This is a genomic window from Caulobacter sp. DMC95 (assembly GCF_056313785.1).
This window is the reverse complement of the sequence record NZ_JBQUZP010000003.1, coordinates 262811-289763: the sequence shown is the minus strand read 5'-3', so window position 1 is coordinate 289763 and position 26953 is coordinate 262811. Positions and strand designations below refer to the sequence as shown.

General features: G+C 66.2%; 19 protein-coding genes, 2 tRNA genes and 2 pseudogenes. 11 read left to right on the top strand and 12 right to left on the bottom strand.

The window, feature by feature from the left end:
* Positions 1 to 377 precede the first annotated feature (377 nt).
* A complete protein-coding gene (gene sppA / locus ACT53N_RS09430; protein ID WP_476063656.1) occupies positions 378 to 2162 on the bottom strand; it encodes a signal peptide peptidase SppA in 1785 nt (594 codons plus the stop codon).
* A 186-nt stretch (positions 2163 to 2348) separates the two neighbouring features.
* Positions 2349 to 2425: transfer RNA gene (locus tag ACT53N_RS09425), tRNA-Pro, on the bottom strand.
* Positions 2426 to 2588: 163 nt separating this feature from the next.
* Between ACT53N_RS09425 and ACT53N_RS09420 the strand changes: the two genes are divergently transcribed.
* The 5 genes from ACT53N_RS09420 to ACT53N_RS09400 all read left to right on the top strand — a co-directional run bounded on the left by ACT53N_RS09420 (position 2589) and on the right by ACT53N_RS09400 (position 6594).
* Positions 2589 to 2662: transfer RNA gene (locus tag ACT53N_RS09420), tRNA-Gln, on the top strand.
* Between the two features lie 188 nt (positions 2663 to 2850).
* Positions 2851 to 3927, top strand: coding sequence for an efflux RND transporter periplasmic adaptor subunit (locus tag ACT53N_RS09415; RefSeq protein ID WP_476063655.1), 1077 nt, complete (start codon positions 2851 to 2853; stop codon positions 3925 to 3927).
* A gap of 4 nt (positions 3928 to 3931) precedes the next feature.
* Positions 3932 to 5137: an ABC transporter permease gene (locus ACT53N_RS09410; RefSeq protein WP_476063654.1), complete on the top strand. Its 1206-nt coding sequence runs from the start codon at positions 3932 to 3934 to the stop codon at positions 5135 to 5137.
* Entirely contained in the window at positions 5134 to 5838 is a 705-nt protein-coding gene (locus tag ACT53N_RS09405; RefSeq protein WP_476063653.1) for an ABC transporter ATP-binding protein, read from the top strand. The genes ACT53N_RS09410 and ACT53N_RS09405 overlap by 4 nt, the downstream gene beginning before the upstream one ends.
* Before the next feature lie 327 nt (positions 5839 to 6165).
* A complete protein-coding gene (locus ACT53N_RS09400; RefSeq protein WP_012640096.1) occupies positions 6166 to 6594 on the top strand; it encodes a Ros/MucR family transcriptional regulator in 429 nt (142 codons plus the stop codon).
* 242 nt (positions 6595 to 6836) lie between these two features.
* On the opposite strand, the gene ACT53N_RS09395 is transcribed toward ACT53N_RS09400, so the two are convergent.
* Positions 6837 to 7388 (bottom strand): N-acetyltransferase family protein, encoded by a 552-nt coding sequence (locus ACT53N_RS09395; protein ID WP_476063652.1) that lies wholly within the window; start codon positions 7386 to 7388, stop codon positions 6837 to 6839.
* The gene (locus ACT53N_RS09390; protein WP_476063651.1) at positions 7385 to 9577 is read right to left on the bottom strand and encodes a S9 family peptidase; all 2193 of its coding nucleotides are present in this window, start codon (positions 9575 to 9577) and stop codon (positions 7385 to 7387) included. Before ACT53N_RS09390 ends, ACT53N_RS09395 begins: the two co-directional genes overlap by 4 nt.
* A 20-nt stretch (positions 9578 to 9597) precedes the next feature.
* On the opposite strand from ACT53N_RS09390, the pseudogene ACT53N_RS09385 reads away from it, so the two are divergent.
* Positions 9598 to 10555 (top strand): annotated as a pseudogene (locus ACT53N_RS09385) (trypsin-like serine peptidase).
* A 66-nt stretch (positions 10556 to 10621) separates the two neighbouring features.
* Positions 10622 to 10815 (top strand): annotated as a pseudogene (locus ACT53N_RS09380) (CsbD family protein); the annotation flags it as partial.
* Positions 10816 to 10861: 46 nt separating this feature from the next.
* Here ACT53N_RS09380 and ACT53N_RS09375 read toward each other — a convergent pair.
* On the bottom strand, positions 10862 to 12310 hold the full coding sequence (locus ACT53N_RS09375; RefSeq protein ID WP_476063650.1) for an aminotransferase class V-fold PLP-dependent enzyme: 1449 nt from the start codon (positions 12308 to 12310) through the stop codon (positions 10862 to 10864).
* Positions 12311 to 12399: 89 nt separating this feature from the next.
* Between ACT53N_RS09375 and ACT53N_RS09370 the strand changes: the two genes are divergently transcribed.
* The gene (locus tag ACT53N_RS09370; RefSeq protein ID WP_476063649.1) at positions 12400 to 14301 is read left to right on the top strand and encodes a CocE/NonD family hydrolase; all 1902 of its coding nucleotides are present in this window, start codon (positions 12400 to 12402) and stop codon (positions 14299 to 14301) included.
* 83 nt (positions 14302 to 14384) lie between these two features.
* On the opposite strand, the gene ACT53N_RS09365 is transcribed toward ACT53N_RS09370, so the two are convergent.
* The 7 genes from ACT53N_RS09365 to ACT53N_RS09335 all read right to left on the bottom strand — a co-directional run bounded on the left by ACT53N_RS09365 (position 14385) and on the right by ACT53N_RS09335 (position 22708).
* Positions 14385 to 16790 (bottom strand): bifunctional diguanylate cyclase/phosphodiesterase, encoded by a 2406-nt coding sequence (locus tag ACT53N_RS09365; RefSeq protein ID WP_476063648.1) that lies wholly within the window; start codon positions 16788 to 16790, stop codon positions 14385 to 14387.
* 99 nt (positions 16791 to 16889) lie between these two features.
* Positions 16890 to 17363 carry an OsmC family protein gene (locus ACT53N_RS09360; RefSeq protein ID WP_476063647.1) on the bottom strand — a complete coding sequence of 158 codons (474 nt, stop codon included), beginning with the start codon at positions 17361 to 17363 and terminating at the stop codon, positions 16890 to 16892.
* Positions 17364 to 17681, bottom strand: a complete 318-nt coding sequence (locus tag ACT53N_RS09355) for a DUF1272 domain-containing protein (RefSeq protein ID WP_476063646.1) — start codon at positions 17679 to 17681, stop codon at positions 17364 to 17366. It lies immediately after the preceding gene.
* Between the two features lie 90 nt (positions 17682 to 17771).
* Entirely contained in the window at positions 17772 to 18221 is a 450-nt protein-coding gene (locus ACT53N_RS09350) for a MaoC family dehydratase (RefSeq protein ID WP_476063645.1), read from the bottom strand.
* A gap of 64 nt (positions 18222 to 18285) precedes the next feature.
* A complete protein-coding gene (locus ACT53N_RS09345) occupies positions 18286 to 19299 on the bottom strand; it encodes a nucleotidyltransferase family protein (RefSeq protein ID WP_476063644.1) in 1014 nt (337 codons plus the stop codon).
* Positions 19300 to 19375: 76 nt separating this feature from the next.
* Positions 19376 to 20914, bottom strand: coding sequence for an acyl-CoA synthetase (locus ACT53N_RS09340; RefSeq protein WP_476063643.1), 1539 nt, complete (start codon positions 20912 to 20914; stop codon positions 19376 to 19378).
* A 126-nt stretch (positions 20915 to 21040) separates the two neighbouring features.
* Positions 21041 to 22708, bottom strand: a complete 1668-nt coding sequence (locus ACT53N_RS09335) for a GMC family oxidoreductase (protein ID WP_476063642.1) — start codon at positions 22706 to 22708, stop codon at positions 21041 to 21043.
* A 165-nt stretch (positions 22709 to 22873) separates the two neighbouring features.
* Between ACT53N_RS09335 and ACT53N_RS09330 the strand changes: the two genes are divergently transcribed.
* The 3 genes from ACT53N_RS09330 (at position 22874) to ACT53N_RS09320 (ending at position 26749) form a co-directional block, all read left to right on the top strand.
* Entirely contained in the window at positions 22874 to 24208 is a 1335-nt protein-coding gene (locus ACT53N_RS09330; RefSeq protein WP_476063641.1) for a cytochrome P450, read from the top strand.
* A gap of 232 nt (positions 24209 to 24440) precedes the next feature.
* Positions 24441 to 25325 (top strand): crotonase/enoyl-CoA hydratase family protein, encoded by an 885-nt coding sequence (locus tag ACT53N_RS09325; RefSeq protein ID WP_476063640.1) that lies wholly within the window; start codon positions 24441 to 24443, stop codon positions 25323 to 25325.
* A 200-nt stretch (positions 25326 to 25525) separates the two neighbouring features.
* A complete protein-coding gene (locus ACT53N_RS09320; protein ID WP_476063639.1) occupies positions 25526 to 26749 on the top strand; it encodes a DUF2336 domain-containing protein in 1224 nt (407 codons plus the stop codon).
* Positions 26750 to 26953 lie beyond the last annotated feature (204 nt).

Sequence of the window (26953 nt, the reverse complement as noted above, 5' to 3'; positions counted from 1 at the left end):
GCCGCCCTCGCCCTTCGAGAGGTTTAGGGTGAGGACGACTTTGGGGCCCTGCGCGCATAAAATCCTCATCCTGAGCCTGTCCCCCGGGGGCGACCGAAGGTCGGCCCGAGTCCGGATGAGGATTTCCCTCAGGGCTGGCGGTGGTTCAGCGCTCCCTCCGTCACGTCGCCTATCGGCGCCGCGCTACCTCCCCCGTTCTACGGCTGAGGAGGAAGCCGCTTCTCTCCTGCCCCGCTTGCGGGGGAGGTGGCGCGGGGCGCAGCCGCGTGACGGAGGGGGCGTTCTAAAGGCGCGTCCATGTCGCCTCCCCATCGCCCACGAAAAAGCCGCCCGGCGCGAACCGGGCGGCTTGGTCGTTCGGCGGGGTGGAGAGGGCTCTACCGCACCGGCATGTCGGCCAGCACCGAGGCGCCGCCGGGGGCGGAGCGGAGGCGGGCCTTGGCCATCTCGTCGAGGATCGCCTGCGAGCGCGGGTCGCCCAGCACCCAGGCGGCGGCCGCCAGGGTCTTGGCCGAGGTTTCCGAAACGCCCAGGAACTTCTCGAAGGCTTCGAACGGCGACTTGCCGCTATCCATGTGCTTGATGCGGATGTCGCCCTTGATCTTGGCCAGGGCCTTGGCCTTCTCGACAGCCTCATAGTAGCCGCCCAGGTCGTCGACGAGGCCCAGCTGCTTGGCCTGTTCGCCGGTCCAGACACGGCCCTTGGCGATCTCACGCACCTTGGCGGGCGGCAGGTTGCGGCCCTCGGCCACGCGGGTGATGAACCCGGCGTAGATGCGGTCCATCCAGCCGGCGAACTTGGCGCGTTGCTCGGGCGTGAAGCCTTCGGCCGAGCCGAAGGCCTGCGAGTAGGCGCCGCCCACGTGCAGGTCCTTGGTGTCGACGCCGAAGCGGGCCAAGGCGTCGCCGATGGCGAACTTGCCGCCATAGACGCCGATCGATCCCGTCAGGGTCGAGGGTTGGGCGATGATCGAGTCGGCTTGGCTGGAGATCCAGTAGCCGCCTGAGGCCGCATAGGTCCCCATGCTGACAACGACCGGCTTTCCGGCCTTCTTGGCCCCTTCCAGGGCCGCCAGGATCTGCTCCGAGGCGGTGTCCGAGCCGCCGGGCGAGGAGACGCGGAAGACGATCGCCTTGACGTCCTTGTCCTCGGTCGCGTTGCGGAACGCCTGGGCGACGTCGTCGGAGTAGACGTTGCTGTCGCCGCCGAACGGCGAACCGCCGCCGTCCGTACCCGTGACGATCGCGCCTTCGGCGCCGATCACCGCGATCGCCGGGCCGCCCTTGACCGCCGGCGGCTTCGAGCGCGAGGCGTAATCTTCGAAGTCCACCAGCTTGGCGCCCTTGCCGGCCTTCTCCAGGGCGAAGGTCTGGATGTCGCTGACCTGGCCGACCTTGTCGATCAGGCCCTTGGCCTGGGCTTCCTGGGCGATGTAGGGGCCGGCTTCCAGCGTCTTGAGCAACTTGGCCGGATCCTGCTCGCGGTCGGCCGCGGCGCTGGTCAGGGCCGTGCGATAGACCGAGCCCATCCACGACAGCGTCGATTCCCGGTGAGCGGGCGTGTAGTCGCTGTAGAGGTAAGGATTGACGGCGTTCTTGTACTCATAGCGCTGCTCGTACTCGGCCTTGACGCCGTACTTGTCGAAGAAGCGCTTGAAGAACATCGACTCCGAGGCGATGCCGACGGCCTGGAAGCTGCTGTCGGGCTGCATCCAGAACTCGCTCGTAGCCGCGCCCAGCATGTAGGTCGAGGTCACCATGCCGGAGGGATAGAGGCCCTGGCTGTGGGCGTAGATCGGCTTCTTGCCGACCTCGCGGAAGTGCTTGAAGGCCAGGCGCAGCTCGTCGGCGGCCGCCGGGGCGACGCCGCCTTCGGGCAGGCGCACCAGGATGGCCTTGACCTTGTCATCCTTCTCGGCGCGCCGCAGGGTTTCGATCACCGAGATCACCGAGCCGCTGCTGGAGCCGAAGGCGGCGAACGGGCTCTTGGGTTCCTGGTCCGAAAGGCCGTTGCGCAGGTCCAGTTGCAGGACGGCGTGCGCAGGAACCGGGGCGGGACGCGCGGCGCCGGCCGCCATCGCGATCAACAGGAAAGGCACGCCGACCAGGAACAGCAGAAGGCCGACGAACACGCCGGCGACGGTCAGGAAGAACTGCTTCATCGGAGGTCCTGTTTACGAAACCGCCGACAAGCTAACCGGTGTTCGGGTTGCAACCAAATGAAGAGCGCGCAACGTGGGGGAGCTTTTATTGCGCTCAACACCACGCACGCCGGCCAGCGCCGCTTTTGCGGCGCGGAGCGCTTTGATTTTCTGTGAATTTTCCGCTTCTGGTCAGCGGGGAGGAAATGGTCGGAGTGGCAGGATTTGAACCTGCGACCCCTGCGTCCCGAACGCAGTGCTCTACCAGACTGAGCCACACTCCGACTTGGAGGCCGGCCTTATAGGTGGGTGTTCCGGAGGGCGCAAGCGCCTTTTTTCAGGTTGTTTGGAAGCCCCGAAAAAAGTTCTGAAAAGGTCGTTGCATCCATCCGAGTCGTGAGCTATTTCCACCGCCTCGCCGGGCCCGAGGGGTCTCGCCGTTCCTGCTGGGGAATGGTGTAATGGTAACACTGCGGTTTTTGGTACCGTCATTCTAGGTTCGAGTCCTAGTTCCCCAGCCACTTCTCCTCTTTGATTGCTCTAGATGCCGAAGTCTTTACAGACCAAGGCGCGCCTGAGCTTGCATCCGCAGCAAGCCCGACTGCGTAGTACGGTTCACAGGGGCCGCCCGCAGGTTGCGACGGGCGGTGGTGCGACGTGGGGGAAAGCACGCCCTCGGCGCGTCGCGGGGCGATTGCGGTAAAGAGACATGATGCGGGCGACATCGAGGCTTGTTGTTTTCCTCGCGGCGGCGGTCCTGGCGGTCGGCGTCGCAGCGTGGTTTGTGATGTCGCGACGGCCGCCAGAGGTCGCCGTTCTCGAGATCAGGCCCGCGACCATCGAGCAGGCGCTGTCCGTTGTCGGCCGCGTGCGTCCGCTGGAGTTGGTCCAGGTGGCTTCGCCAAATTCCGGACAGATCGTGCGCCTGTCGCACGACGAAGGCGACCGCGTTTCGGCCGGTGATCCGCTGGCCGTGGTGCTGGCCACGGTGGAGCAGGCGCAGACACAGGTCGATCTGGCGCGCGAGCGGGCGGCGCGGGCTGCGGCCACCGAGGCGCGCCTCAACTACCAGCGGGTCAAGACGCTGTACGACAAGGGCTTCGCTGCCAAGGCTGCGCTGGACGCCGCGCGGGCCGAGCTCGACACCGCCCAGGCCAATGTCGCGGCGGCCTCCGCCGGGGTGCGCGCCTCGGCCGAGCGCGCCCAGGAGTTCATCATCCGCGCCCCAATGGCCGGCGTGGTGCTGTTCCGGCCCATCGACAATGGTCAGGTCGTTTCGGCGGGGCAGACGCTGTTTGAGCTGGGCTCGTCCGCCGGGGTCGAGATCCGCGCCGAGGTGGAGGAGGTCTATGCCGACGCCCTTCAGCCGGGCCAGAACGCGCGCGCGGCGCTGTCGGGGTCGTCGACGATTTTTCCGGCCCGAGTCACCGAGGTTTCGCCGCGCGTGGACTCTAGCACCGGCGGACGGTCGGTGCGGTTGTCCGCCGACGGTGATCAGACCCTTTCGCCAGGACGATCGGTCGACGTGACGATCGTGGTCCGGCAGCGGTCCGGCGCGATCGTGATCCCGCGCGCAGCGGTGCTGGACGCCACCGCCGCGCCGAAGGTGCATGTCGTCGACGCCGGCGACATCGTGCGGGCGCGGCCGATCACCGTGGCGCGATGGCCCTCGGTCAACGCCATTGTCGAAAGCGGCCTGCGGGCGGGGGACAGGGTCGTGCTGGAGCCGGCGGCCGTGAAGCCCGGCGCCCAGGTCCGCCCCGTCGCCGCCAAGCCGGACCGCTGACCCCGTGTTCGCCCTAAAGGTCGCCCGGCGCTACCTGCTGTCCAATCCCTCTCAGACGCTCTTGCTGATTGCAGGGGTGGCGCTGGGGGTGACGGTGTTCATCTTCATCACGGCCCTGATCGCGGGTCTGGCCGTACGCTTGACCGATCAGGTGACCGGCAACAGCGCCCATGTCAGCCTGCAACCGGCCACGCGCGTGGCGCGGGTGCTGGCGGGACCTGACTTGCCGGTCGAGTCGGTGGCGCTGGTTTCGACCTTCCAGCGCCAGCAGATCCGCGACTGGCCGATGGTGGTCGATCTGCTGCGCGCCAATCCCGAGGTGTCGGCGATCAGTCCGCAGATCTCCGGCAGCGCCTTCCTGGTCAAGAGCGAGGCGGTCGCGCCGGTGGCGGTGCTGGGCTTGGAGCCGCAGGGGATCGACGCCATTTCGCGCATCACGCCCAACATCATCGAAGGCGACGGCGACCTTGGCGCCAATGGTCTCCTGATCGGCGTGCGTATGGCCGAGGAATTGGGCTTGGGCGCGGGCCAATCGATCCTGTTGCGCACCGAGCGCGGTGTGGAGCGGCAACTGACCGTACGAGGCGTGTTCCGCACGGGTCTGCAAAGCCTGGACGAACGCGTCGCCTTCCTGTCGCTGCAGACCGCAAGGCCGCTGTTCGACCTGCCCGAGGGCGTGACCAATATCGAGGTGAAGCTGAAGGATCCCCAGGACGCGCGCGCCACGGCCCGCTTTCTGGGTGAGGCGACGGGACTGCGCGCGACGCCCTGGCAGGAGAAGAACGTCGGCCTGGAGGACGCCCTGAGAGCTCAGGGGCAGACCGGCAAGATGATCCAGATCTTCTCGCTGATCTCGATCATCATCGGCATCGCCAGCGCCCTGGTTCTGTCGGCCTACCGCCGGCGGAGCGAGGTCGGGATCATGCGGGCTTTTGGCGTGCCCGGCGGGTTCATCCTGTGGGTCTTTCTGCTGCAGGGGCTTCTGATCGGTCTTGTCGGCGCCTTGATCGGCTGCGCGTCCGGCTATGGCTTGTGCGTCTGGCTGGAGAGCATCACGCGGCCGGACGGAACATCGATCCTGCCCATCGCGCCACGCCAGGGCGGCTACGCGGCCGCATTGGTGCTCACCACGTTGGGCGCGGTGATCGCCTCCATCCTGCCCGCGCGCTCCGCATCGAAGATCGATCCGCTGGAGGCCATTCAGCAATGACCAACGTGATCGAGGCGCGGGGGATCGAGAAGGTCTTCCACAACGGCGATGAGGAAACGCGGGTGCTGAAGGGCATCGACCTGACGCTGGGGCAGGGGGAGCTGGTGGCCATGGTCGGGGCCTCCGGATCGGGGAAGTCGACCCTGTTGTCGATCATCGGTCTTCTGCTGCGCCCAACCTCCGGCACGCTGAGCATCAGCGGCGAGCGGGTCGACGACCTGTCCGAGCGGATGCGGGCGCGCTTTCGCAATCAGCGGCTGGGCTTCGTCTTCCAGTTCCACCACCTGTTGCCCGACTTCACGGCGATGGAGAATGTCGCCTTCCCAGCTGCCGCGCCGGGCGGAGGCATATCGCGGGCGATGCGCACCCGGGCCCGTGACCTGCTGGCGCGCGTGGGCCTGGAAGAGCGGATCGACTTTCCCGCCGCGCGGCTCTCGGGCGGGCAGAAGCAGCGCGTCGCCATCGCGCGCGCCCTGATGAACCGCCCGGATTTGATCATCGCCGACGAACCGACGGGCAATCTGGATCGGGAATCGGCGGATCGCGTTCTGGACCTGATGCGCGAGGTCAACCGAGAGGACGGCGCCACCTTCCTGATCTGTACGCACGATGACGGTGTCGCGGCGCGATGCGGTCGTCGCCTGACGCTCAGTGACGGACTGCTGACGTCGAACGTCCAAGAGTGCGGTCGGCTCTCATAAGTGCTTGTGCCTTGAGGAGGACTGACTTCGTTCCGACGCCAAGCGTCGCAGCGCGGGGACGTATTCATCGAATAGCGTTATGTAGCCTCAAGTCCAGTTCGCGGATGCGAGATAGAGGCTGCGATCGGCCGGGTTGAGGCTGCTGTAGCGCTCGTGATGGCCGGGTGTTCATCGCTTTAATTGCCCGAATTTTCGCCATGTCGTTGGCGTTCAACATCCGGCAATTGTTGCAACAATTCACGAAGCAAGTTTGATTTCAATTTCAAACTACTTGTTTTTCTGAGGCGACCGTGTAATCCCGGACGCAAGGGGAACGGAGTTGTGATCGTGGAAGATAAAGCTACCCTAATCGAGCTTACCGCTGAAATCGTCGCCAACTATGTGGCCAATAATTCCACGCCTGTGTCGGAGCTTCCGGCTCTGATCCGGGCGACGCATGATGCGCTGGCCGGCATTGGTTCGCCGCCGGCGCCGACGGTTGAAGTGGTGACCAAGGCCACGCCGGCCCAGATCCGCAAGAGCATCACGCCCGAGGCGCTGATCAGCTTCGAGGACGGCAAGCCCTACAAGACGCTGAAGCGTCACCTGACCACCCACGGCATGACCGTGGCCGAATACAAGGCCAAGTGGGGTCTGCCCAACGACTATCCGACGACCGCGCCCGCCTACAGCGAAGCGCGCTCGCAGATGGCCAAGGCCCTGGGCCTGGGCCAAGGCGGTCGCAAGGGCAAGACGACCCGCGGCCGCAAGGGCTGATCGCTTACAGCGGTTGAAGAAATGGGAAGGGGACGCGGCGGCGTCCCCTTTTTCGTATCCTGAGTGCGGCCCAAGGCGTGCGGATGGGCGCGGACCGAGAGCCCTGCGGGGCGACGAACCGGCTGATCGGAATGACGCCCTAGAGAATTTTTCGAGTGAAGTGGGTCAGGTTCGCGCGAAGAAAATTTTCCAAAACAGAAGATTAGCGCTCATGACCTGGCGCAGTCAGGTCGCGAATTCCTCTAGACGCCGCTGAGGCTCATCCCAGGGCTGTCCGGCGACGTTTTTCCCCCGCCATTGAGGGGGCGCTGCATCCAGACCAGATCCACCCAGCGGCCGAACTTGTGACCCATATCGGGGAAAACGCCCTTCTTTTCAAAGCCGAGCGAAGCATGCAGGCCGATCGAGGCGGCGTTGCCGCTGTCGCCGATGACTGCGCACATTTGTCGCAGCCCCAAGGCCTCACATTTTGCGATCAGGGCCGAGAGCAACGCCCGGCCGACGCCTGCGCCCACGGCCTCAGGCGAGACATAGACGCTGTCCTCGACCGTGTAGCGATAGGCCGCGCGGAGCCGGAACGGGCCCGCGTAGCAGTAGCCCACGACCTTGCCGTCCAGTTCGGCGACCAGATAGGGCAGGCCGCGATCCAGGAAGCTCTGCCGCCGGCGGGCCATCTCGGCTTCGTCAGGGGGGACCTCCTCGAACGTGCCCAGACCGTTGAGCACGTTCCAGCCGTAGATGGCCGTGATGGCCGCGAGGTCGGCGTCGGTTGACGCCCGGATCAACACGCTCACGCCGCCTTCCAACCCTTCTCAACCGCCCACACGGCGAAGGCGTAGTCCAGCGCGATCTCCTTGAGGAAATCGAAGCGACCTGAGGCGCCGCCGTGACCGGCCTCCATGTTGATCTTCAGCAGCACCGGATTGCCACTGGTCGTGGCCGGCCGCAGCTTGGCGACCCACTTCTGCGGCTCCCAGTAGGTGACGCGCGGGTCCGAGAGGCCGCCGGTGGCCAGGATCGCCGGATAGGGCTTGGCCCCGATATTGTCGTACGGCGAATAGCTGGCGATGTAGTCGTAGGCCTCCTTGTCCTCCAGCGGGTTGCCCCATTCGGGCCACTCCGGCGGGGTCAGGGGCAGGGTGGTGTCGCTCATGGTGTTGACCACGTCGACGAACGGAACCGCCGCGATGATCCCGGCGAACAGGTCGGGCCGCATGTTGGTGATCGCGCCCATCAGGAGGCCGCCGGCCGAGCCGCCATAGGCCACCGTATTGGCGGGCTTGCCGTAGCCGGCCGCATGCAGGTGCTCGGCGCAGGCGATGAAGTCTGTGAAGGTGTTCTTCTTCTTGAACTTCTTGCCGTCCAGGAACCAGCTCCAGCCCTTTTCGGAGCCGCCGCGCGGGCAGGCCGTGGCCCAGATCCAGCCGCGATCGACCAGGCTGAAGTTACGGATGGAGAAGTTCGGCTCCATCGAGATGCCATAGCTGCCATAGCCATACAGCAGCAGCGGCGCCGTGCCGTCCAGCTTGGTTCCCTTCTTCATCAGGACGAAGATGGGCACCTCGGCGCCGTCGGCGGCCTTGGCGTTCAGGCGACGGGTCTCGTACTTGGACGGATCGTGGCCGGACGGGATTTCCTGCGTTTTGCGCAGTGTGCGCGTGCGCTTGGCCATGTCGTAATCGAACCACTGCCGGGGCGTGGTCATCGAGTTGTAGACGAAGCGCACGGTGTCGGTGTCGTACTCGTAGCCGCCTTCCAGCGAAAGGGCGTAGGCGGCCTCGTCGAAGGCGATGGCGTGCTCAGCGCCGTCCTTGGCGGTGACGATGACGCGGTTGAGCGCGTCGACCTTCTCCAGGCGGACGAACCAGGCCTTGTAGGCCATGGTCCCCGAGATCAGGCGGCCCGGCTTGTGGGCGACCCAGTCCTTCCAGTTGGCCTTGCCGGTGGCGGTCTCGGGCGTGGTCACCAGCTTCCAGTCGACGGCGCCGTCGGCATTGGTGCGGACCACCCAGTGGTCGTTCCAGTGCTCGATCTCGTAGCGCAGTCCCACTTCGCGCGGGTGGAAGACCACCGGCTTGGCGGTCGGGTCGGCGGCTGGGATCAGCAGGGCTTCGCTGGTCTCCTGATTGCCGCACGAGATGACGACGTACTTCTCGGAGCTGGTGACGCCGACGCCGATGAAGAAGCCCTCGTCCGGCTCGTCATAGATCAGCACGTCGTCCTTGGCCGCGCCCTTGATCGGGCGGCGATAGATCTTGGCCGGGCGGCCGTTGTCGTCCCGGAAGGTCCAGAACAGCCACTGGCCGTTGGGCGAGAAGCAGAAGTCGCCGGTGCTGCTGTCCACGGCCTCGCCCAGCAGGGCGCCGGTCGCCAGATCCTTCACATGGATGCGGAAGACTTCCGAGCCCTGTTCGTCCACGGCCCACGCGTAGAGCTTGTGATCGGGCGAATGGCTGGCCGCGCCGACCTGATAGAAGGCCTTGCCCTTGGCTTCCTTCTCTTCGTCGAGGAGCACCTCCTCGGCGCCCCCGCCGACGGGCTTGCGGGCGTGGACCGGATGCTGCGCGCCCTTGTCGTAGCGGGTGTAGTATTCGAACGGGCCATCCTTGGCGGGGACGCTGGCGTCGTCCTCCTTGATGCGGCCCTTCATCTCCTCGAACATCGCCGCCTGCAGCGCCTCGGTCGGGGCCAGCATGGCCTTGGTGTAGGCGTTCTCGGCGGTCAGGTGTTCCTTGACGTCGGCCTTGATCAGGCTGGGGTCACGCAGGACCTTCTGCCAGTTGTCGTCCTTCATCCACGCGTAGTCGTCGGTCCGCGTGCGGCCCAGCTGGGTGATGGTCTTCGGGATCTTCTTGGCCACCGGCGGCGTGAGGCGGGCGGCGTTGTCGGCGGTCATGGGGGATCCGAAGGCTGTTCCAGACAAGAGTGTGGGGGACGACGTAAGCACCGCAGCGGCTCCCGTCATCATCTGACGTCGATCCATAAGCAAAATTCCCCGTAACCCTGAACAACGCGCCCATGCGGCACAACGACAACTTGCGGCGTGAAAAACCTGTGGTCAAACTCGCTCAAGCGTCGGGCTAGTGAGTAGTAGCGTATCGAGGGGGGCGTCATGCCGGTGGACCTCTCCGTCGACCTGATCAAGGCGACGGTCCAACTGGAGCAGCCGTTGGGCGACGGGTCGCGCACCGTCGGCACCGGCTTTCTGATCTCCGACCCCACGCCAGACGGCAAGCCGCGCACCATCCTCGTCACCGCCGCCCACGTCTTCGAAAAGATGCCGTCGATGACGGCCCGCATCGGCTATCGCGTACAGGGTTCCGACAGTGTCTGGCGCTACGATCCCGAGGCGCTGAAGATCCGTGATGGCGATCACCCGCTGTGGGTGAAGCACCCGACCCGCGACGTGGCGGCCATGGTGGTCGAGGCTCCGGAGGAGTTCGTCCGGGCGGCCATTCCGCTGAACTACCTGGCCAAGGACGACACCTTCAGCGCCTTCAACCTGGGTCCTGGCGACGAGATGATGGCGCTGGGCTTCCCCCGCGGTCTTTCGGCGAACCCGGCGGGCTTCCCGATCCTGCGGTCGGGGCGCGTGGCGTCCTATCCGCTGGCCCCGGCGACCAACTTTCCGACCTTCCTGATGGACTTCTCGGTATTTCCCGGCAACTCGGGCGGGCCGGTGTTCATGGCCGAGGGCGCCCGTCGGCGCCCGGGCTCCGGCGAGGCCCAGGAGGTGCAATTCATCGCCGGTCTCCTGACCCAGCAGGTCGAGCTGTCGGGCGAGCGGCTGGAGATCGGCATCGTCACCCACGCCAAGTTCATCCGCGAGACCCTGGCGATCCTCGACCAGCTTCCCGGCGCGCCCATCACCCAGGCGCGAGGGGCAAAGCCGGAGCCGGCCATGCCGGGCGCCACGGCGGCGGCGGCCGTTTCGGCCACGGCCATGGGCTCGTCCCGCTGACGGAACCCCCGGCGGCGTCAGGTCGTTTCTTCTGCGACGCACAACAGCAACGCAGAGGAGCCAGCCATGAGCACCAATCGTATCGAAGGCGCTATCGACAAGGGCGTGGGCGCGGCCAAGGAAGCCGCCGGGAAGGTGACCGGCAACGAGAAGCTGCAAGCCGAAGGCGCTGTCCAGAAGGCCAAGGGCGACCTGCAAAACAAGGTCGGCAAGGCTCAGGACAAGATCGGCGACGCGATCAAGCACTGAACGCCAGCCTACGACTGATCAAGCGGCCGCCGGAGCGATCCGGCGGCCGCTTTGCGTTTACAGCAGCATCGCGTGGTCGACCCGCAAGGCCTTGGCCAAGGCGTCAACGTCCTCAGATGTGCTGAAGAACCCAGGCGTGACGCGGATCACCGGGCCGTTGCGCACGCCGCCGCGCCAGATGGTGTGGATGCGATAAGTGTCGAACAGCCGCTTCTGCACCCGACGCGCAGCCTCGTCCGTCGTCATCCCCTTGAGACGAAAGCTGGTGATCGCGCAGTAGCGGGCGGGATCGTCCGGAACGCAGATTTCGACATTCGCCACGTCTCTCACCGCATGGACCCAGCGATCGCGGAGGCCGCGCATATGCCGCTCCTTGGCCGCGCCGCCGACCGCGAAGTGGAAATCCACCGCCGTGGGAATCGTCATGACAGCGGCGAAGTTGACGGTGCCTGACGGAATCCGCGCGTTGATGTCGTCCTCGGGAAAGCTCCGGTTTCCGAACGCGACGTCGATGTCGGCCATCCGGCTCTTGCGGACGTACATCGCGCCGGTGCCGAGCGGCGCGGACGTCCACTTGTGCACCGACCAGCCGACAAAATCGGCGCCGAGATCCTCCAGCTGGAAGTCCAGACAGGCCACGCCGTGCGCGGCGTCGACGATGGTGTCCACGCCGCGCGCCCGGGCCATGGCGACAATCTCGCGGACGGGCGTGACGAGCCCGGTCTTGTTCGAGACCTGCGTGACCAGCAGCAGCTTGGCTTCCGGCGTGCGCTTCAGCACATCGTCGTAGGCCGCCAGAACGTTGGCGGTGGTCGCGGGCTCGGGCATGGCGAATTCGACGACCTTGGCCCCCTTGTGCGTCCCCAGCCAGCGCATGGCGCCAATCATGGTGTCGTAGTCGAGGTCGCAGCAGATCACCCCGTCTCCGGCCTTCAGCGGCTTGTAGTTGGTGATCAGCATCTGCAGGGCGTCGGCGCCGCTGCGGGCGATGGCGATCTCGTCTGCGCTGCAGCCGACCAGCCGCGCGATCGCGGCCTGCGCGGCGCGGAAGGCGCTGGTCCAGCCCTCTCCGCCCGGCATGACATTGCGCGCCCAGACGGCGTTGGCGCTATTCACGTGGGCGGTGTTGCGCGCGAAGGCCTCGGCCACCACACGCGGCATCATGCTCCAGTAGCCGGCCTCGAGGTTGTGATAGCCGGGCTCGACGTCGAACTGCTTGTGGAGGTCGGCGACGGGGATCGAGTTCGGGATCAGTTGGGTCGCGGCGGCGCTCTTTGACGCTCGGGCGTCAGCCCGTCCGGCGAGCAGGGCTGGCGCGGCGAGACCGGCGACGGAAAGCAGATGGCGGCGGCTGGGCGCGAGGGGCATCGAGATCCTCTGGTTGGCCGAGGTCGGCGCGGGAGCAGCCCATGAACCGATGCGCAGCGCAAGACGCTCCGACCCTGGGCGCGGGGGTGAGGAGCGGGAAGTCGGGCTCTTGGGCAGCGATGGCGCGACGCCGTGCAATCCCGGGCGCTCATCCGCGATGACGAAAAGTGGCTTGAGCGTCAGCGGTCTGTTTGATTGGTGGACGCGGGGTAGGAGAGGGAACAGAAATGCATACTTCAATGAAGGTTTGTGCGGCCGTCATGGTCTTGGCGATCGCATCGCCAAGCTTGGCTCAAGACTATTCTCAGTTTTCGGACGCCGCGATCGAGCGCGAGCTGGCCCAGAAGGCTGACGTGACGATGTTCGAGATGGTGCCCATGCGCGACGGCGTGCGGCTGGCCACCAATGTCTATCGGCCCAAGGGCGCCAAGGGGCCTTTGCCGACCATCCTGATCAAGACGCCTTATAACGAGCTCTCCTACAAGGTCGGCAGCAGCCGCAGCGCGCTGGAGGCGATCAAGCGCGGCTACGCCCTGGTGCTGCAGAACGAGCGCGGTCGCTTCTATTCCGAAGGCGAGTGGGAGATCCTCGGCAAGCCACAGACCGACGGCTACGACACCCTTTCCTGGATCGCCAAGCAGGCCTGGTCGAACGGCAAGGTCGGCACGCGCGGTTGCTCGTCCTCGGCAGAGTGGCAGCTGGCCCTGGCCGGCCAGAACCACCCCGCTCACGCGGCCATGGTCCCGCAGGCGTCGGGCGCCGGCATCGGCAAGGTCGGCGAGTTCGAGGAGCAGGGCAACTGGTACACCGGCGGCGTGCCGCGCAACCTGTTCTTCGTCTGGCTTTACGGTGTCGACAATCCGCTGAACCCGCAGCCGCCCAAGGGCCTGGACCAGGCGACCATCGCGCGTCTGGCCAAGTACAACGACCTGGCCCCGAACAAGCCCGCCGTCGACTGGCCCAAGCAGATCCGTCACCTGCCGGTGGCCGACATGCTGAAGGACCTTGGCGAGCCGACCGGTACGTTCGAAGAGTTGATCAATCGCAAGGGCCCGGCCGACCCGGCCTGGCGCAAGGGCGGGCTCTATCACGACGACGCCGGCTGGGGCGTCCCGGCCCTATGGTTCAATTCCTGGTACGACGTGTCGATCGGGCCGAACATGGCCCTGTTCAATCACGCCCGGACGGTGAACTCCGACAAGGAAGCCAGCGCCAACCAATACGTGGTGGTCACGCCCTCGAACCACTGCGGCTTCAATTCGCGGGTGCTGAGCGGTCCCTACAAGTCGGGCGACCGGGCCCTGGGCTCGATTGATTTCGACGCCGAGAAGGAGGTCTACGCCTTCTTCGATCGCTGGCTGAAGGGCGATACGGCCGCGTTCTCGGCCTCGACGCCGCCGGTTCGCTACTACTCGATGGGCGCCAACGCCTGGCGGGAAAGCGCCCAGTGGCCGCCGCAACAGGCCAAGACGGTGCGCTTCTATCTGCGCTCGGGCGGACAGGCCAACAGCCTGAACGGCGACGGCAAGTTGTCGACCGCCGCGCCGGCCGCCGGCGAAAAGGCCGACCGCTACGTCTATGACCCGGCCAACCCGGTGCAGACCATCGGCGGCGGCGACTGCTGCAACGGCGGCCTCGTCATCGCCGGCGCCTTCGACCAGCGTCCGATCGAGGCGCGCGGTGACGTGCTCGTCTACACCAGCGAGCCGCTGACCGAGGCCATGGAGGTCTCCGGCTTCGTCCGCCCGGTGCTGCACGTGTCGTCGGACGCCAAGGACACTGACTTCGCGGTCAAGCTGGTCGACGTGGCCCCGGACGGCACGGCCTACATCATCGGCGACACGATCATGCGGGCCCGTTATCGCGACGGTTATGACAAGCCCAAGTTCCTGACGGCGGGTGCAGTCAGCGTCGTGAAGCCCACGCCGATCACGACCAGCAACACCTTCCTGCCCGGGCATCGTATTCGCATCGAGATCACCTCGTCGAACTTCCCCAAGTTCGTCCGCAACCTGAACACGGGCGGCGACAACGAGAAGGAGACCAAGTTCGTCGTGGCCCGTAACGCGATCCACCACGCCGCAGGCCAGGAGTCCTATGTCGAGCTGCCGGTCGTGCCGGCGAAGTAGGCGTCACCGCCGCAGGTCGTGCCGGCGCGACCTGCGGCGCCCTTTGAAACCTCGGCCCGTTCGCTATGCGGCGGGCCGGCTGCTCAGGCTCGGCGAGTTCTGGGTCGCGAGGCGCGCGATCGATCGTCAGCCGCCTCGACGGGGGTGTCCCAGAGCGTCTGTGCTTCGTCGCTGATCTTCAAGGACGGATCCAGTTGCGGGCGGCCGATCAGGTACCCTTGCACCTCGTTGCACCCTTGTTCGCGCAGGAACTGGAGCTGCTCGAGGGTCTCGACGCCTTCGGCCAGCACCGGGATTTCAAGGCTGTTTCCGAGCGCTAGCACCGCGTGGATGATGGCCTTGGATTGCTTACCGCCATCCAGTTCCAGCATGAAGCTGCGATCCAGCTTGATCTTGTCGAACGGGAAGGCGCGCAGGGTCGACAGTGACGAATAGCCGGTGCCGAAATCGTCCATCGCGATCGACACGCCCAGGGCCTTCAGTTGTCGCAGGACATGGGTGGTCCGTTGCATGTCGGCGATCATCGCCGTCTCGGTGATCTCAAGCTCCAGACGCGAGGGTGGCAGGCCGGTCGCGATCAGGGTCTCGTGGACCAGTCGCGGCAGATCCACATTGCTCAGTTGGACGGGTGAGAGATTGACTGCGATCTTGTAGGGCTTGTCCCAGCTGGCGGCCTCGGCGCAGGCGCGATGCAGGACCCACTCGCCGATCGGCAGGATCAGGCCGCTTTCCTCGGCCAGCGGAATGAAGTCGGCGGGAGAGATGTACTGGCCGTCGGGACGAGTCCAGCGCAGCAAGGCCTCGTAACCGGTCAGCTCGCCGGTCACGGTGCTGGCCTGGGCCTGCCAGTGCACGCTGAACTGTTCCTCCTCGAGCGCTTCGCGCAGCTGGGTCGCCAGGCGACGACGGCGGCGAACCGCCTCGTCCATTTCCTCTTCGTAGAAGCAGACCTCTTGAGCGATGGCGGCCTTCGCGCGGTACATCGCCAGATCGGCGTTGTTGATGAGGGTGGAGATGTCGGCCGCATCGTCCGGCCAAACCGCCACGCCGATGCTGGCGCCGCAGGAGACCTCGGCGTGGCCCAGATCGACCGGTTCGGTGATGGCGCGCACGATGCGTTCGGCCAGGGAGAGGGCGTCCTCGCGCGCTTCGACCGGCGTCAGCGCGACGAACTCGTCGCCGCCCAGGCGCGCGATGAATTCGCCCGGACGCAGGGTCTCCTTCAGGCGTTCGGCGACTCTGACCAGCAACTGGTCCCCTGCGGCGTGCCCGTGGACGTCGTTGACCTCCTTGAAGCGGTCGAGGTCCACGGCGAGCAGGGCCAGCTTGCTGCTTGCTGCAGCGGTCGAGGTCTGTTTGGTGACCCACTCCAGGAAGCTGGCGCGATTGGGCAGTCCGGTCAGCGCATCGTTGCGCGCCAGATGGGCGATCCTGCGTTCCTGCGCCAGACGCGCCCGCAGATCGCGGACGGCGAAGATCGTCAGCGGCGCGCGGTTGTCCTGGTCTTCTTCCCGGCGCACGGCGACCTCGACCGGCAGCGATCCGCCGCCGTCCGTGGCGAGGCTCGTTTGCGCCAGGGTTCCGATCGCGAGGCTGTCGATGTCGGTCAGCCAGCGAGACATCGGGCTATCGACGACGGACTCGGCGCCTTCGTTCACCAGGCTGAGGAACGCGGCGTTCGCGGCGACGATGCGGCCGTCGCGGGTCACCACCATGCCGTCGACGCTACCTTCCAGAAGCTGCTCGACGCGAGCGGCGGAGCGGGCGCGGCCCTGGGCGTCGAGGGCGTGGCTTGAGACCCCGGTGCCAAGGATCAGTAGGCCTACGCCTGCGACGGCGAACGCCAGGATGCTGTTGGCCGCATCGCTGGTGACGCCGGCGCCTTCCGGCGTCAGCGGAATGACCGTCATGGCCGCCATGCCCGTGAAGTGGAGGACGACAATACCGCCGACCATGCCGGCCACCGCGCCGATCACGCCGCTCAGCGGACCTTGCCGATCCAGCCGGTCAAACGCCAGAGCGCACAGGGCGACGCCGCCGGCCATCGACACGGCGACATAGGCCCACGACCATTGGATGATCGCCTGCGTCGTGAAGGCAGCCATACCGGTGTAGTGCATCGCGCCGACGGCCAGTCCCAGCAAGCCGCCGCCAATCAGGCTGAAGCGCCGCTCGCCGCGCGAGGCGATCGACAGCGCCAGCGCGCTTCCCAGGATCGCCACGCCGAGAGAGGCGGCCGTGAGGGTTGGTTCATACGCCACCGCGACGCCGGGCTGGTAGGCGATCATCGCGACGAAGTGCGTGCACCAGATCGTGGCGCCCGTCGCCACTGCGCCCATGAACAGCCAGGCTGGCTGGGCTTTGCGATCGCAGGTCTTCAGGCGTCGCAGCAGGTTTGCGGCGGTGATGCATCCGACCAAGCACAGGGCTGCGGCCAGCGCGACGAGCCAGAGGTTATGCTGTTCGGTGAGACAGGTCAGAAAGCGCATCGTAAGCTCAGCGTGGTGTCACGCTGAGTTTTGACTTAAATCAATTAACGAAAAACCGCCGTTTTCGTTAGGCCTAGAAACCGTCGCTGCTCCGGTCTCTCAGGCGTCGACTGCATAGGTCGCCGCATAGTCGACCGGGAAGTTCACCGACCGGGCGATGAAGCAGACCTTGTGGATCTCGTGGTGGATGGCGTCGGCCTTGGCGAGGTCGGCGCCGGCCTCCACCACGATGTGCGGTCTCAGCGTCGCGCGCACGAAGCGCCCCGCGCCGTCGGGCGTGCTCTCCCCCACGCCGATGGGCTGGTCGCGATAGCCGCGCACCACGATCCCGGCGCTGGACGCCAGGTGCAGATACCAGAGCATGTGACAGGCGCTCAGCGAGGACAGCAGTAGGTCCTCGGGATTGTGCAGGGTTGGGTCGCCGCCCAGCAGCGGATCGTTGGAGCACGGCACAGGCGGCTTGCCTGGCGTGGCGATGGTCCAGGTCCGATCATAGCCGCGATAGCTGAGCGTGCCCTGGCCCCGGTCGCCAGTCCATTCGATCAGGCTGGTGTAGTCGTGCTGCTTCGCCATCTAACGCTCGCTCGGCGGAACATCCTTTAGCCGCGTGGTCATGGCGGCGATCTCGTCCCGGCTCCAGCGTGAATGTTTGCGGGTTTCGCTGGCCGGATGGAAGCTGAGTCCGAGTGAAATGTCCGGCGCGCGATAGGCGGCTCGCGGGCGGATGGGACGGGCTTGCAGGTCGCCGCCGCAGGTTGGGCAGACATTCCGCAGCACGCTTTCGGCGCAGTCGGCGCAATAGGTGCACTCGTAGCTACAGATGCGCGCGGTCGTGGCCGCCGGTGGCAGGTCGATGTCGCAAAGTTCGCAATTGGGGCGGAGTTCGAGCATGCAAATCCCCTGGCGGTGGGTCCATCCGCTATCGCGAAGGGCCGCCAGGGGAAATGACAGCAAAGCCTCGATTACCGCAAGGTCGACGGTTTAGGCGCCGTAGATGATCGAGATGGTCTCGGCGACGCAGGCGGGACGCTCCTCGCCCTCGATCTCGATGGTGCATTCGTTCTTCATCTGCAGGCCGCCGGCCTTGGGCTCGACGGCGAGCAGCTTCTGACGCATGCGCACCTTCTTGCCGACGCGGACCATCCCGGTGAAGCGGACCTTGTCGCAGCCATAGTTGATGCCGCGCGTGACGCCGGTGACCCGCAGGATGCCCGCGCCCAGCATCGGGATCAGCGACAGGGTCAGGTAGCCGTGAGCGATCGGCCCCCCGATTTCCTTGGTGGCGCGCTCGACGTCGACGTGGATCCACTGGTGGTCGCCGGTGGCTTCCGCGAACTGGTTGACCCGCTCCTGGCTGATCTCGACCCAGTCCGAGACGCCCAGCTCCTGGCCCACCAGGCCGGCGATGTCGGCGTAGGCGACTTCTTTCATGTGATTTCTCCCTCGAACAGTTGTTTGGATAGGTCGCATGAGCCGCCTGGAAGGGCAAGCCGGCTCAAGCTTCCAGGGCGACGCGTGCGGGCTCTGGCAGCAGCGAGACGGCCTGATCCAGAAGCTCCCGCCAGGCCTCGCCGCGATCGCGCGCCTCAGCATAGGCCTCGCGCAGGGCGAAGGGGTCTTCCTGGGCGAGGGCCTGGATCAGCGTTTCTGCCTGCTCGAAGTCTTTGCGGCGCTTGGGATTGGCCTGGCTGCGCTTGCGCGAGATGATCAGTTTGTGGACTGCGTAGCGCGCGGGTGCGGGGACGCGAACGAGCACGCCGTCGCCGTGCAGTACGGCGGCTTCGACGGTGTCGCGGAGCAGAAAGTCCAGAAACCTAAGAGGTGTGGCGTCGGTATTCAGCGCCTCTAGCCGCGAGCTTGCCTCGTCACCGGCGTGACGGCTGGTCGTCAACACATCGACCGCATAGCCATCAGGCGTGCGATAGGCCGTGCTCTTGCCTGCGGCGAGCTTCGGCACAGCGCTGAAACTGGGGTCGGCGGTTCGTAGGACGTCGAGAAACGTCTCGTCCAAACGGTCGTCCAGCGCCACGGAGATTCCATAGTCCTGAGCGATGTCGAGGTCGCCGGTCCGCACCGCCGTGGCAGGCAGGGCAAAGCCTAGAAGCGCCCCATAGGTCTGGAACGCAACCGTTCCCACCACGGCGGCGCGGAGGCGGAAGGCGCCCGCTTGGGCCAGACTGTTCAGCACGCGTCCCGTGCGACTATCGGGGGCGTGCAGACCTGCGGCGCGAAGCGCACGGACCAGCATGCGCCGCCCTTCCAAGGCGCTTTTCGCCTGCTTGGCCTGCTCGATCGTCTGCAGGAGTTCAGGCGTTTCGAGGCCAAGATAGCGCTCTCGCCTTTCGCCCTGGGATTGCGGCGATCGGACGTACCAGTAGTAGCGTCCCTTGCGTTCGCGGCGCAGGAAGCTTGCGCCATCGCCGAACGCGGTGATCTGGGCGGCGCGTAGCTGGTCAAGCAACTCGGCGACGTTCGTGTGGATCGCCAGGGGAAGGCGTTGAAGAGCCATATGATCCTCGTTGCCACCATTTTCTATAATGTGGTGGCAACTTCTAGAAAGATCAATGAGAAAGCCGTGCCTACCCCTAGACGATCTTGCTCTCGCCCTTGCCCCAGTAGGCGTCGCGGATCAGGCGCTTGTAGAGCTTGCCGGTCGGGTGGCGCGGCAGCTCGGCCATGAAGTCGATGCGGCGCGGCGACTTCACGTGGCTGAGATTGGCGCGGGCGAAGGCCATCAGCTCTTCGGCCAGGGCGACCTGATCGTCGCCCAGGTCCATCGGCTGGATCACCGCCACCACCTGCTCGCCCATCTCTTCGTGCGGCGCGCCCACCACGGCGGCGTCGGCGACCTTGGGGTGGGTGATCAGCAGGTTCTCGATCTCCTGCGGATAGATGTTCACCCCGCCCGAGATGATCATGAAGCTCTTGCGGTCGGTCAGGTAGAGGAAGCCCTCCTCGTCGACCCAGCCCACGTCGCCCAGCGTGGTCCAGCCGTGCTTGTTGTAGCTCTCGGCGGTCTTCTCCGGGGCGTTGTGGTAGTTCACCGCCGGGCCGTTGGCGAAATAGACCGTGCCCTCGGTGCGCGGCGGGACGGGGTCGCCGGCCTCGTCGCAGATGCGCAGCTCGCCCAGCACCGCCTGGCCGACGCTGCCCTTGTGGGTCAGCCAGTTCTCCGAATTGATCCAGCAGAAGCCGTTGCCCTCGGTGCCGGCGTAGTACTCAAAGATCACCGGGCCCCACCAGGCGATCATCTGTTCCTTGACCGGGATGGGGCAGGGGGCGGCGGCGTGCACCGCCGACTTCATCGACGAGACGTCGTACTTGGCGCGGACCGCTTCCGGCAGCTTCAGCATGCGCACGAAGTGGGTCGGGACGAACTGACCGCAGTTGACCTTGTGCTTCTCGATCAGGGCCAGGGCGACCTCGGGGTCAAACTTCTCCATCACCACGACCGTGCCGCCCAGCTTGTGCACGGTCATGCACCAGCGCAGCGGGGCGGCGTGATAGAGCGGCGCGGGCGAGAGATAGATGCTCTCGCCCGAGAAACCGAACAGGCCCTGGGCCATCATCTGCAGGGCGTTAGGCGCGTCGATCGGCCCGCCGCTGAGCGCGGGCTTCACGCCCTTGGGCCGGCCCGTGGTGCCCGACGAGTAGAGCATGTCCGTGCCCGCGCTCTCGTCGGCGATCGGCGTGGCCGGATGGCTGTCGCGGGCCGCGACGAGGTCGGCGTAAGGGCCGTGCGCGCCGCCCACCGTAAACAGCGACAGGTCAGGGACCAGGGCGGCGATCTCGTCGATCACCGGTCCCATGGCGGTGGAGGTGATGAACACCTTGGCCCCGCAGTCCTGCAGGATGTACTCGGCCTCGCCGGCGGTCAGCTTGGTCGAGATGCAGACGAAATAGAGGCCCGAGCGCTGCGCCGCCCACGCCACCTCGAAGAAGCGGGCGTTGTTCTCCATCAGGATGGCGATGACGTCGCCGGGCGCCAGGCCCAGCGACCGGAACAGGTGCGCGCCCTGGTTCGAGCGGGCGTCCAGCTGGGCGTAGGTCACGACCTCGCCGGAGCCGGCCATGACATAGGCGGCCTTGTCGCCTTGCGATTGGGCGTGGAGGTAGGGGTGCATATCGATACCTCGTTTTAAGCTGTCATCCCGGACGGCCGAAGGCCGAGCCGGGACCGCTGGGAGCGCTGTGTTTGCTATGATCCCGGATCGCCCCTGCGTGCCGTCCGGGATGACACGGGTTGGGAGCTAAGCGGCCACGGTTTGTCTGGCCGCCGCCAGGATCATGTCCGCGCCCTTTTCCCCGATCATGATCGAGGGGGCGTTGGTGTTGCCGGAGATCAGGCGCGGCATGATCGAGGCGTCGACCACGCGCAGGCTCTCGACGCCGCGCACGCGCAGTTGGGCGTCGACCACGGCCATCGGCCCGGTTCCCATCTGGCAACTGCCCACGGGGTGATAGAGCGTCGAGCCGGTTTGGCGGGCGAACTCCAGCAGCTGCTCGTCGGTCTGGACCTCGAGGCCGGGGTTCATCTCGCTTTCGACGTACTGAGCGATGGCCGGCTGCTGGCCGATCTTCCGCGCCCATTTCAGGCCGGCGACGATGACCTCCTGGTCTAGCGGATCGGCCAGATAGTTGGCGAAGATGGCCGGATAGACCGACGGATCGGCCGACTTGATGCGGATGTGGCCGCGGCTTTCGGGGCGCAGCTGGCACGGGGCGATGGTCATGCCCGGCGCGCCTTCCAGCTCCATCTTCTGCTCGTTGAACAGCTTCTCCAGGTCCATGGTCGCGGGCAGGATGTGGAACTGGATGTCCGGGCCGGCCAGATCGGGGCGCGATTTACAGAACGCCGCCACGTGCGCCGCCGACAGGGTCAGCAGGCCCTTGCGGAACAGCAGGTACTTCATGGCTTCGGCAGCCAGGCGTCCGCCCTTGCTCTGCTCATTGACCGAGATGGTGCCCGACTTCAGCCGGTAGCGAGCGGCGACGATGTAGTGGTCCTGCAGGTTCTCGCCGACGCCGGGCAGGTCGTGAACGACCTCGATCCCATGTTCCCGCAGAAGGCCGCCGGCGCCGACGCCGGACAGTTGCAGCAGTTGGGGCGAGTTGATCGCGCCGCCGGCCAGGATCACTTCACCGCGCGCCATGGCGGTGCGCTTGACGCCGTTCTGCATGAACTCGACGCCGACGGCGCGCTTGCCTTCGAACAGCACGCGGCCGGCCAGGGCGTTGGTCTCGACCCGCAGGTTCGGACGCTTCATGGCCGGGTGCAGATAGGCCACCGCCGACGAGCAGCGCGCGCCGTTCTTCTGGGTCACCTGATACCAGGTCGCGCCTTCCTGGTCGGGGCCGTTCAGGTCCGGATAGCGCGGGATACCGGCCTGGTCGCAGGCCTCGATCAGCGCCTCGGAGATCGGGTGGGCGTCGCGCATGTCGGCGACGTTCAGCGGACCGCCGGTGGCGTGGAGGTCGCAGGCGCCGCGCTCCTGGTTCTGGGCCTTGCGGAAGTAGGGGAGGACGTCGTCCCAGGCCCAGCCTTCGCAGCCCAGCTGCCGCCAGCCGTCATAGTCGGCCGCCTGACCGCGCACATAGAGCATGGCGTTAATCGAGGACGAGCCGCCCAGCACCCTGCCGCGCGGCCAGACATGGCTGCGGCCGCCCGTGCCGGGGTCCGGCTCGGTGGTGAACAGCCAGTTGACCTTCGGATCCTTCAGGGTCGACGAGTAGCCGACCGGAATGTGGATCATCATGTTCGAGGCGAACTGCGACAGGTTCTTGGTGGGGCGGTCATCGCCGCCCGCTTCCAGCAGAACCACCTTGTAGCGGCCGTTCTCCGACAAGCGCGCGGCCAGCACGCAGCCGGCTGAGCCTGCGCCCACGATGACGTAGTCGGCCTCGATGATCCCGGTCATCGTTTCTCTCCCTCGACCGTCCGCGTTCTCGTCGCTGATCGGTGTTTAGTTGAGAGGATGCGCCCAGGTTCGGCTCTTGCGCAAGTTGCCGTCGCGGCGCCGTTGGACGAACGTCGATCTTGGGTATCGTGACGCTAACGGAAACCTATTCCAGTGAGGCGTTAAATGGACCTGATCAGTCAGACGGTGGTGGACGGCAAGGCGGGGCCCGGCGCGCCGCCGACCTATCCGACGCTCAAGGACGTCGATCTCGCCGACATCTTCCGCTTCACCAGCGGTCAGCCCTGGGCCGACTTCGCCCGGATGCGCGAACAGGCGCCGGTGATGTGGCATCCCGAGCCGATGGGCGGGCCGGGTTTCTGGGCCCTGACGCGCTATGAGGACGTCCACCGGGTCAATGGCGATCCCGAGACCTTCTCGTCGCAGCGCGGTGGCATCCTGATGTCGATGGGCGCGCCGGAGAAGCGCCATGCGCTGCTGTTCCGCGCCTCGATGGACACCATGATCAACATGGACGCGCCGCATCACCTGCAGCTGCGCCGCGAGCACATGCCGTATTTTACGCCGTCCTATCTGCGCGGCTTGACCGAGCGCGTGAAGGGCGAGGTCACGCGCCTCTTGGACAACATGGAGCCGCTGCTGGCGAACGGCGCCGAGATCGACATGGTCGAGCACTTCTCCAGCGTGCTACCGCTATTCACCCTGTGCGAGATCCTGGGCGTGCCGCCGGAGGACCGGCCAAAGTTCCTGACCTGGATGCACTATCTGGAGCGCGCCCAGGACCTGGCGGTCAAGCAGGCCAATGCGCCGATGCAGCCGACCTTGGAGCTCATGCAGTTCGTCATGGACTTCAACAACAACGTCGAGGAGATGTTCGAGTACGGCCGCACGATGCTGCACAAGCGTCGCGAGGACCCAAAGGAAGACCTGATGACCGCGATCGCCCGCGCCCAGCTCGACGGCGCGGTGCTGCCGGACGAGTATCTGGACGGCTCGTGGCTGCTGATCGTGTTCGCCGGCAACGACACCACCCGCAACACCCTGTCGGGGGCCATGCGGCTGCTGACCGAGTTCCCGGACCAGAAGCAGAAGCTGATCGCCGATCCGTCGCTGCTGGCCGGCGCGGTCGACGAGTTCATTCGCATGGTCAGCCCGGTTGTCTACATGCGCCGCACCGCCACCCGCGACGTCGAAGTCAACGGCCAGCTGATCCGCGAGGGCGAGAAGGCGATCATGTACTACGGCGCGGCCAACCGCGATCCGGCCATGTTCGAGAACCCTGATCAACTGGACGTCACCCGCGCCAACGCCGGCAAACACATCGCCTTCGGCTACGGCCCGCACACTTGCATCGGCAAGCGCGTGGCGCAGATCCAGCTGGAAGAAGCCTATCGCCAGATTCTGGCGCGTTTCCCCGACCTGAACTGGACGGGCGACATCGAGATCGCGCCGAACAACTTCGTGCACGCGATCAGCAAGCTGGGTGTGAAGCGGGGCTGAGAAAGGGCGCGCCGGCCGCGAGCCTTGGGTTTCGCGCCGACGCTGTAGGGCGTCCGGCTATGGGGGGTACCGGACGGCCTGAGAATGGCTCAGCTTCGTACGTTCGCGCGCCGCGACGCGCCGTCGCAGCAAACCCAAAACAGTAGAGCGCTGAAACGCCCGGCGAGCTGGCCTTGTCCTCGGACATGTTCGGGTCATACGATCGTTTAAAAACCAGGCCGAGGAGCACGCCATGTCGAAACCGACCTTCGAGACCCTGCTGTACGATGTCGAGGATGGGATCGCGACGATCACTCTCAATCGCCCCGACCGCATGAACGCCTTCACCGCCCGGATGATGAAGGACCTTATCGAGGTGTTCGACGTCACCGACGCCGACGACGCGGTCAAGGTGGTGATTATCACCGGCGCGGGCCGGGCCTTCTGCGCCGGGGCGGACCTGGGCGGCGGCGGGGCGACCTTCGACCGCACCAGCCCCCAGGCGCTGGAGCGCGAAGAGGGCAAGGTCGGTGACATCTATCGCGACGGCGGCGGCCGCGTGACCTTGCGGATGTACGACAGCTTGAAGCCGATCATCGGCGCTATCAACGGCGCGGCGGTCGGCGTGGGCGTGACCATGCAGCTGCCGATGGACATCCGTCTGGCGTCGACGGAGGCCAAGTTCGGCTTCGTGTTCGCGCGTCGGGGCATCAATCCGGAAGCGGCGTCCAGCTGGTTCCTGCCGCGTCTCGTCGGCCTGCAGACGGCGCTGGAATGGTGCTACACCGGCCGCGTGTTCCCGGCATCCGAAGCGCTGGAGAAGGGTCTGGTGCGGTCGCTGCACGCGCCTGATGAGCTTTTGCCCGCCGCCCGCGCTCTGGCCCGCGAGATCGCCGACAACACCGCGCCTGTCTCGGTGGCCCTGACCCGCCAGCTCCTGTGGCGCATGGCCGGCGCGGATCATCCGATGGAGGCGCACAAGGCTGACAGCCGCGCGATCCAGTCGCGCGGCGCCTCCGGTGACGCGAAGGAGGGCGTGACCTCGTTCCTGGAAAAGCGCGCGCCGGTCTATCCGAACAAGGTTTCGACCGACGTGCCGGACATCTGGCCGGAATGGAAGGATCCTGAGTTCCGGTAGGGCTTCTAGCGCCCCCTCCGTCGCGTCGCTTTGCGCCGCGCCACCTCCCCCGTTTTGCGGGTGAGGAGGACGTTCATCCTCCCCCGCGTGCGGGGGAGGTGTCTTGACGCCGATAGGCGGCGAGACGGAGGGGGCGCTGGCGCTTATTTGCCGCGCCCGTGCTCACCGACCGTTAATCACGCTCTGGTCTGTTTGGGAGCATGAGCGAAGCCGCGCTGACACCGTCGTTTGAAGAGCCTGAGGTCCCCCGGGCCGCGCCGCGCTCGCGGTCGACCCTGCTCAAGCGTCTGGCCGATGTGGTCTGCCTGCCGAGCAGCCGGATCAACGCCTTCGAACGCTCGATGACAGCCGATCTGCTGGTGGAAATGCTGCGTGACGCCAATATCGCCGAGCGCGAGAAGGTGGCCCGCCGCCTGGCCATGCTCAACGAGATGCCCGGCGTGCTGGTCCGCTTGCTGCTGCGGGACGAACTGCCGGTGGCGCGCGCCCTGCTGGTCGACTCCGAGAAGCTGTCGGACGCCGATTTGATCAGCTGCCTGTATCAAGCCACGACCGAGCATCGCCGCCTGATCGCCCAGCGGCGCGGGGTTAGCGAAGTGGTCGCCGACGCCCTGATCGACATGGGCGAGGCCGCCGTCATCGAAACCCTGCTGCGCAATGAGCTGGTCAAGCTCAGCCACCAGGGCGTCGAGAACATCGTGGCCGCCACGCGCGATGCGCCGCACCTGATCCCCTTGCTGCTGCGCCGCGCGGAACTGCGCCCCAGCCACGCCTATGTGATGTTCTGGTGGGCCGACGCCGAGGCGCGGCGGGTCATTCTCCAGCGTTTCGCGGTCTCGCGTGAGATCCTGCAGGACGCGGTCGGCGACGTCTTCGCCCTGGCTTCGGCCGAGGGCTGGCAGGACCCGCTGTCGCGCAAGGCGCTGCAGTTCATCGAACGCCGCCAGCGCAACCGCGCCGCCATCGCCAAAAGCCCGTTCAATAGCCTGGACGAAGCCGTTGCGGCCGGGGAGGGGGGCTTCACCCGCGAGATCGCCGAAGAGATCTCCTATCTGTCGGGCCTCAAGCCGATGACCGGGGCCAAGATCTTCACCGATCCGGGCGGCGAGCCGTTGGCGATCCTGTGCAAGGCTACGGGCCTGCCCCGCGGCTGCATACGCCAGCTTTGGCGCGGCCTGCGCCGGCAGGAAGCGGACCGCACCGGCGCGGTCGATCCCAATCTTGAGCGGGTGCTGACGGTCTATGACGCCATCGCCGTCGACCGCGCCCAGACTGTCCTGCGCTACTGGAACTGGTCGCTGACCTCAGCCCTGACGCCAGCGCTTCTGAAGGCGATCCGCGACGGCGACGAGGGGGCTGTCGACGAATACTCCGCCCCGCAGCGCGCGGCCATGCTGGCGCTCTCGCGCGACTTTGGTCGATAAGGTCTGGATATCGCCGATATCGAATAGCTGCGGCGAGCGATACTCAAAAAATCAGCTGAGCGATCACTCCAGTTCGAGTAGCCGCAGGGTCAACTGAACATTAGATCATTACAAATGATCTCTTGGGGACCTCCGTGTTGCTCGTTGTGGGCAATCTGGGTATGCACCTCTCAACTGATCTAGGAATCAGCCGCACCAACAAAA

Coding starts and splice junctions, on each gene's coding strand:
- sppA (WP_476063656.1), bottom strand. CDS start 2,162: ATGAAGCAGTTCTTCCTGACCGTCGCCGGCGTGTTCGTCGGCCTTCTG.
- ACT53N_RS09415 (WP_476063655.1), top strand. CDS start 2,851: ATGATGCGGGCGACATCGAGGCTTGTTGTTTTCCTCGCGGCGGCGGTC.
- ACT53N_RS09405 (WP_476063653.1), top strand. CDS start 5,134: ATGACCAACGTGATCGAGGCGCGGGGGATCGAGAAGGTCTTCCACAAC.
- ACT53N_RS09390 (WP_476063651.1), bottom strand. CDS start 9,577: ATGGATCGACGTCAGATGATGACGGGAGCCGCTGCGGTGCTTACGTCG.
- ACT53N_RS09370 (WP_476063649.1), top strand. CDS start 12,400: ATGCATACTTCAATGAAGGTTTGTGCGGCCGTCATGGTCTTGGCGATC.
- ACT53N_RS09365 (WP_476063648.1), bottom strand. CDS start 16,790: ATGCGCTTTCTGACCTGTCTCACCGAACAGCATAACCTCTGGCTCGTC.
- ACT53N_RS09360 (WP_476063647.1), bottom strand. CDS start 17,363: ATGGCGAAGCAGCACGACTACACCAGCCTGATCGAATGGACTGGCGAC.
- ACT53N_RS09355 (WP_476063646.1), bottom strand. CDS start 17,681: ATGCTCGAACTCCGCCCCAATTGCGAACTTTGCGACATCGACCTGCCA.
- ACT53N_RS09350 (WP_476063645.1), bottom strand. CDS start 18,221: ATGAAAGAAGTCGCCTACGCCGACATCGCCGGCCTGGTGGGCCAGGAG.
- ACT53N_RS09345 (WP_476063644.1), bottom strand. CDS start 19,299: ATGGCTCTTCAACGCCTTCCCCTGGCGATCCACACGAACGTCGCCGAG.
- ACT53N_RS09340 (WP_476063643.1), bottom strand. CDS start 20,914: ATGCACCCCTACCTCCACGCCCAATCGCAAGGCGACAAGGCCGCCTAT.
- ACT53N_RS09335 (WP_476063642.1), bottom strand. CDS start 22,708: ATGACCGGGATCATCGAGGCCGACTACGTCATCGTGGGCGCAGGCTCA.
- ACT53N_RS09330 (WP_476063641.1), top strand. CDS start 22,874: ATGGACCTGATCAGTCAGACGGTGGTGGACGGCAAGGCGGGGCCCGGC.
- ACT53N_RS09325 (WP_476063640.1), top strand. CDS start 24,441: ATGTCGAAACCGACCTTCGAGACCCTGCTGTACGATGTCGAGGATGGG.
- ACT53N_RS09320 (WP_476063639.1), top strand. CDS start 25,526: ATGAGCGAAGCCGCGCTGACACCGTCGTTTGAAGAGCCTGAGGTCCCC.